The 6918-nt window shown below is 34.6% G+C and carries 6 protein-coding genes; 5 read left to right on the top strand and 1 reads right to left on the bottom strand.

The annotated features are described in order from the left end of the window. Nucleotides 1–458: 458 nt before the first annotated feature. A complete protein-coding gene (locus tag M2135_RS13905; RefSeq protein ID WP_280749128.1) occupies nucleotides 459–1124 on the bottom strand; it encodes a M23 family metallopeptidase in 666 nt (221 codons plus the stop codon). Nucleotides 1125–1188: 64 nt separating this feature from the next. On the opposite strand from M2135_RS13905, the gene M2135_RS13900 reads away from it, so the two are divergent. The 5 genes from M2135_RS13900 to M2135_RS13880 are packed head-to-tail and all read left to right on the top strand — an operon-like array spanning nucleotide 1189 to nucleotide 6820. Next, entirely contained in the window at nucleotides 1189–3567 is a 2379-nt protein-coding gene (locus M2135_RS13900) for a DUF4099 domain-containing protein (protein ID WP_280749127.1), read from the top strand. Further along, the gene (locus M2135_RS13895) at nucleotides 3567–4868 is read left to right on the top strand and encodes a DUF3991 and TOPRIM domain-containing protein (protein WP_280749126.1); all 1302 of its coding nucleotides are present in this window, start codon (nucleotides 3567–3569) and stop codon (nucleotides 4866–4868) included. Before M2135_RS13900 ends, M2135_RS13895 begins: the two co-directional genes overlap by 1 nt. Continuing rightward, on the top strand, nucleotides 4865–5359 hold the full coding sequence (locus tag M2135_RS13890; RefSeq protein ID WP_280749125.1) for a PH domain-containing protein: 495 nt from the start codon (nucleotides 4865–4867) through the stop codon (nucleotides 5357–5359). The genes M2135_RS13895 and M2135_RS13890 overlap by 4 nt, the downstream gene beginning before the upstream one ends. A 4-nt stretch (nucleotides 5360–5363) precedes the next feature. Beyond that, nucleotides 5364–6029 (top strand): plasmid transfer protein, encoded by a 666-nt coding sequence (locus M2135_RS13885; protein WP_280749124.1) that lies wholly within the window; start codon nucleotides 5364–5366, stop codon nucleotides 6027–6029. Beyond that, the gene (locus M2135_RS13880; RefSeq protein WP_280749123.1) at nucleotides 6014–6820 is read left to right on the top strand and encodes a topoisomerase C-terminal repeat-containing protein; all 807 of its coding nucleotides are present in this window, start codon (nucleotides 6014–6016) and stop codon (nucleotides 6818–6820) included. Before M2135_RS13885 ends, M2135_RS13880 begins: the two co-directional genes overlap by 16 nt. Nucleotides 6821–6918 lie beyond the last annotated feature (98 nt).

Below are 6918 nucleotides of genomic sequence, written 5' to 3'. Positions count from 1 at the left end.
TTATGAGAAAGAAAAAATATTATTTGCTTATTTTGGAAAAAAACATCGACCATGAGTTCTATTGATTCCATAGTTTTATCGTTATCTTCGATGATTCCCTTTGTATATGGCCTAATAGTGATTCTTGAATTTTACAAACTAAAATATATACTAAATTCAAGTTTTTATATAGCTATGAATATAGGAATGGCGTTTTTTATACTAATCTACTGGTTAATATACCAAAACAATGGAATACCCTCTTTGTTATCTATTTTCTTTTTATATATATGTACTGGCATTACCGCCATAAATTTAGCCGGTTACAATGATAATCCGCGAAAAAATAGAATCTTATTAGTTTGCTTTTCAATGACTCTTCTCTGTTATTGCGTTGTACCACTATTATATTTACGAGAAGCTTTTGCTTAAACTTTTATCCCATTGGCTAACTTGTGTACGTCATGCGTACACTGCCTTTACTGTTTTGCCTTCTTAATTTCGGAAGTAATAATATCTGAAAACTCTCCTTTTGTCCAATCTGCAATTGACTGAATAAAATTTAAAATAGGTTTTGGGTCTATAGTTTGGCCATCAAAAAGCATTTGAAAATGTAAATGCTCTCCGGTACTTCTACCGGTACTCCCTGATATGCCTATTGGCTGTCCTGCTTCAACTGCCTGTTTTATATCTACAAGGTTTTGATATAAATGCCCGTATATCGTCTTAAAGTCTCCGTGTTCAATCTCAATGAAGTTCCCCAGTAACTTGTCTTTTCCTGCATTAATAACCTTTCCTGGCATTACAGAATAAACATAGTTATAATCAGTAGCCAGGTCTATACCTTTGTGAAATTTCTCTTTGCCTGTAAATGGGTCATTTCTCCATCCGTATGATGATGTAGTTATAATTGTATCTACGGGCAAAGCAAGGTATTTTCTTAACTTTAAAAGCTTAATTTTGGCGGTTTCATCTTTTGTGCTTTCCGGAATATGCGCTATTGAAACATTATTTGATGTGTTTTCGTTTGCCGCTACCGTAGGCTGTATTTGCTTTCTTGTTGTTTCAGGTCGAATAGTATTAAACTGAGAATACCCATGAACACTATAAAGAAATGCGAAAACAACAAATAATACCCTTTTCATATACAGATTATAATTAAAAAGATTAAATTTGCTCAAAAATAATAATAATTTAATTAGCAACAGCATGAATCGTACTATTTTTACTGAACCGGAATTGCCTTATAGTGAATTTGCGCAAATTGGGCTATCAAAAGAAGACGTTCTAAGAATGAACCGGACTAATTTAGAAAATCTTATGACCGGTGCAAGAACTAACGTATTCAACCTTAATATAGAAGATTCCAAAGGGGATAAAGTTCGAATTGAAGGAAAACTGTCGCTAAGACGAAATGAGGATAACACAGTTTCACTCATAGTTCATCCAGTAAGACAGGACATAAAGAATGATATAGGACTTACTAATGCTGAAATAGACAAATTAAAAGAAGGCCTATTGGTGCAAAAAGCTATTAAAAACGAAAAGTATGTTGTACAGCTTGACCCGAAAACGAATGAATTACTGAAAACTAAAGCCAAAGATATCTATATACCCGAAGAGATAAAAAAACAAGACAGGCAGAAGCTTTTGAATGGCCAAACTATTAGTTTAACCACACCTTCCGGAACTTACGATTTTAAATTAGACCTTTTAGAGTCAAAAGGCTATAAGGTTAATGCCAGGGAAGAGGAACAGCAGCGTTCATTATTAAATAACCAGTTCCAAGGTCAGCAACAATCACAGGATATGAGAAAAACAAATAATCTCAAACTTGCGTTTTGGTCCGCTTTATTAATTAATCCCCTTGTAGGCGTTTTTTTCCTTGCCAAAGATATTCTTACTAAAGATGCAGTTAAATTTGACCTTTCGGACGGAGATATAAAACGCTTGATAGATGGGAAAAAAACTGAAGTCAAAGACCTGTCAGATATAGCACAAGACCTGAAAGGAAAACTATCAATAGAACGAAATGCAGATAATACAGCCTCTTTTGTAGTTCATCCGGTAAGACAGGATATTAAGAATGAATTTGGCCTTTTAGATGCAGAACTCCAACATCTTAAAAATGCCGGTATTCTTACACGCAATTACGAAAATGTACCTCATGTTTTCCAACTGGATAATGAGACAAATGAAGTAAATAAAGCTAAAGTGTCTGAAATTATTCCCGAAGAGGTTAAAGGTGTTAAACTGACTGAAGAGAATAAAAAAGATTTACTTGAAGGAAAGGATATTAAATTAGTAACGACAGCTGGGGAAGATATATCACTTAAAATTGATTTGAACAACCATAACGGGCTATCTTTGAATGACGACCGGCAGAAGCTTATTACAATTTCAGAAATTGGAGCAAAGGGGATAGAAGAGATTTATCCCGACAAACAATTACGTGATGCATTTTTGGAACGTAATAACCTGACTGGCTTATATGCAGAATATCAATTGACACAGGCAAATCTATTAAACCATTCAAAAGAGGACTATCTTACATTAAGCCTACTATCTAAAGATGTAATAAAAGCAGAAGAAGCAATAAAAGGTCAAGCGGAAAGCGCTGTTTACCGTTTAGAGCGATTAAATGAACCACAAATGAAAGAGAATGAAAACAGGCTCAATCAATTAGCAAATAGTAAGGATGGCCTTAACGAACTCTATACAATGTTTAAGGGAAACGAAGAAGAAATAGCTAAATTTGTTCATCATAATAACCTGGCTCCTGAATTTAATAGAGCAGTAAACTCATATCAGGAAATATATAGCCAGGATGTATATTCAGAAAAAGCAGCTTTAACCAGTTATCACAATGATTATTTACTAAGACAGGCAGCAGCCGATTCGTTGCTTAAGCAACATATACCTGAATGGAAGAATGACCTTCAAATGTTTTCTCAAACAGAATCAATGGAAAATATGAAGGCACTCATTGAGAAATATCAGAACTATCCGAAAATTACAGAAGCACAGGCTTTGATACTTGAAAATAAATTTGCAAATAATAGGGTTCTTGATTTGGCGGAAAATGGTGTCATGCAGAAACTTGAATTTACAAAATATGGTGCAGAGAAAGGCGAAGCAGTACAACTTTTAAATGAAAGAGCAATATCTTCCAATATGACTATGGAAAGAGAAAAATTGCAGATAGAACTGGAAAAGGTAAGAGAAACAAAATCTGATAATAAAGTAGAATTAAACCAGGCTGAAGCTAAACTTATGACACAAATGTCTAATTTGGATAAAGACTTGAAACTTCATGTAACTGCCGGAGAACAATTATCACATAATTTAAGTAACCGGCTATTTGACCAGGAACAAAAAATTAACTTCGATAGGTATAACCCGGGTGTAGTGAGTTTTATACAAACAGATGCTAACAGAGCAGAATATACAGCACTTATAAATGAACGCTTTGAAGGTATGAAGGAAGATATTAAAGAGAAGAAAACTATATCTATAGAACCAACTGGCGGTTTTGGTTTTGGTTTGGGAGGAAATAAAGAAACACCAACACATACGCATAGGAGATAATGAGCGATTATATTTTCATACCTAAAACAATTTCAGGTGTTGAAGTTACTCCTGAAGTACGTGAACGTATAAAAAACGGTGAAGCTGTCTTTATGCAAGGACTGTTGAATAAATCTACAAATGAAATTTACAATTCTTACGTCTATTGGAATAAAGAAAAAAACAAACTGGCATTTTCTCGACAAAATCCTTTTGAAGTTAAAGCTAATCCGTTCGATGAGTTTAAACAAAAGGTTTCGGTTCATCAAGTGGCACAGAGTATAGGATATGAAGTTGATAAAAAATCTACATCCTTGCGGCTGATGCTTTCCGACCCCTCCGGTGATAAAATCCTTTTGTCGCGTACCGGTGCAAATATTCAATTATACCGGAATTTGAAGAACGATACCGATAGAGGCACAGTTATAGATTTTGTCAGTAATAGGCTTGATAGATTTAATGTTCCACATAATACAAAAATGGAAGGTGTTATTAAGGTGCTTTCAAGCTTTGTGGGGAAAGATTTTACAATAGATAGCCCAACCTTCAAATCGCAAACGAAACCTTTTAATATCGACAGCTATGCAGTTAAAGACTCTAATGTTGCCGCTTTGCATTATCTTACCCAGGCAAGGAATATTACTTCGGAAACCGTAAACAGGTTTCTTCCATTTATAAAATTAGTAGGTGTTGGCGACCAAAAATTTAAAAATGTAGGGTTCCCTTTTATCGTTCCTGGTAATGATGAGATACGTGGATTTGAATTGCGCAATTATGGGAAAGAAAACGGATTTAAAAGCTTTTCAACCGGAGGCGATAAAGTTAATGCTGTTTGGCTTGCTAATCTTGCAGGAAGTAAGGTAGAAACCCGGGATGTCTATTTTTTTGAGAGTTCAATAGATGCTCTAAGCTTCTACGATTTGTATAATACAAGACAAAACTTCAACAATGCTGCATTTGTAAGTACAGGAGGCTCTATTTCCATAAATCAAATGCTAAACGTATTTAAAGAATACCCTGATGCTAAAATTCATGCGTGTTTTGATAATGACCGTGCCGGCCAACTTATGGATATATCTCTGTCGGTTGCTTCTCAGAATAAGCATTTGTCAAAAGTTCTTACAAAAGATGGTGTTATCTTTGATATAGATGGGAAAAACTTTCTTTTGAAGAATGATGAAATTTCCATGAAAAACTTTGAAGCAAAAGCAGGCTTTAAATCTGATATTGAAGTTCACAAAGCAAGTATAGGAAAAGATTTTAACGAGGTGTTGCAAAAAAAAAATGATATGAACCCAGTAGTAAAACCACGATTCCTATGAGCGCTTTAAAAGATATTTTAGTAAGGCCAAATATAAAGTATTGGTTTCTAATCAGTTTTCCAAAAATATTCCTTATAATTATATGCTTTATATCGGAGAGGTTCATATCACAGTTACCAAATATAGGACATTATATGAGAGTGGGCTTAGGGGTTGTGGTGTTGATTTTGCTCGTAATGGCTTTTTGGGATTTGATGATTATAAAAAATACTCGATACATCATAAAAGCAGAACAAATCGTGATTTTAACCGGTGTATTTGTGAAAACAACTAACTACATAGAAATGTACAGGATATTTGATTATTCAAGAGTACAAAATATTGGAGAGGCACTACTATCATTAATGACAGTTAAGATTCTCTCCCGCGACCCTTCCCATCCATTACTAAGCATGAAAGGAATCCCTAACGATATATCCCTGGTGCAAACCATAAGAGATAGAGTAGAATTGCAAAAAACCATTAAAGGAGTTAGAGAAATAAATTATTAAGATTATGAAGAAGTTATTTGTTATTTTGGTGTTTATCATCCCCTTTGCCCCATTATTCGGACAAATTGTTTCAGACCCAGCGTTGATAGGTGCGTTGTCAGTCCAACATTTTAATGAGAATCAGATTTACTCTGATATTAAAGACAATCAGAGTAGAATACAAAACTATCAGATAGCGATTTCAGGGACGCTTGAAAAAATTCGAGCATTAGAAAAGAAAACACAAGATTATTTAATTCAAATAAACTCCGTAGTTCAAAATGCGAAGGATATTATGTATGCAACACAAATTGCCCAAGATATTGTAGAATATCAAACCAAGGCATTCAACATAGCTTCAGGTGACCCGGAGTTAGTTCTTATTGCTATGAAAGCAGAATTACAGCTTGTGTCAAAATCTTTAGAGGTTATACAGCAAATTTATCAAATGGCTTTAGTTGATGGAGAGAAAAACATGCTTGACAATAAACAACGGCTTGATATGATTAGAGGAATAGTTGATGAACTTCGGTTAATGCGTGGATATGCTTTTACAGTTTACCGGCAGTTAAGAAGCGCAAAGACAAGTGGATTGCTTCGAACTATGTTTCCCCAAGAATTTCGGTATATGGTAAATATGGAAAGTACTACTAATAGAATTTTACGTGATTTCAAATGGATAACAAAATAACTAATCCCTGTCCTGTTTGCAAGGTGGGACAAATGATAAAAACCGCCAACGGTTGGATTTGTAATAACTTTTCAGCTACGAAATTTTGTGGGTTTACCATTTATAAAGAATACTTCGGTCAGGAGATTTCCGATGAACTGGCCAACTGCTTAATTAGTGGGAAGGAAACAAAAGAATTGGAGTTTAATCATAAAGGAAAACAATTTATAGCTTCCCTCTATCTACATAATACCAAAATAAAGCTACGGTTCAAGGCTGACCAAGCAGCTATTATGAATGATGCTTGCCCTTTCTGTGGTGGAGAGGTATTAATAACGGAGAAAGCCTACATTTGCTCAAATTTTTTTAAACAAGAGTGCCATCTATATGTGCCCAGGAAGATGGCGAACCTTATTATTGATGAAAGCATATTACATGAATTATTAAAAAACCGGATAACTAAATCATATGATTTCTTCTTTCCCGAGAAAGGTAAGTTTAGCGGGAGATTGGTTTTCAGGAACAAAAAAGTAGAGATTGATAATTCTATTTGCCAATGCCCCAAATGTGGTGTAGGCGCAGTATATGAGGGGAAGAAAGCTTTCAATTGTACTAATTGGAATAGCGAGTTAAAATGTGACTTTACCATTTGGAAAGAAATAAAAGGAAAAACTATAACAGAAAGTATAGTGAGAGAATTGTGTGAAAACGGGGAAACGGAGCAAATGACCGGTTTTTTCTCTCTTAAAGGAGAAGATTTGCAGAAAAAACTTGTACTCACACATGATAATAAAAAAGTAATTGCTATTTAGTTATTATAATATGCTATCACTTTGGTTCCGGTTCTGCCGGCCATCGGCTTCCTGAAGCTAAGAATGTGATAGCAGATTTTGAAGCTCGAGCGCGAGCG

Source organism: Parabacteroides sp. PF5-9, from assembly GCF_029893105.1.
In the GTDB taxonomy this organism is placed as follows: Bacteria; Bacteroidota; Bacteroidia; order Bacteroidales; family Tannerellaceae; genus JARXWG01.
The sequence above is the reverse complement of the archived record's forward strand: the minus strand, read 5'-3'. Positions and strand labels throughout refer to the sequence as shown.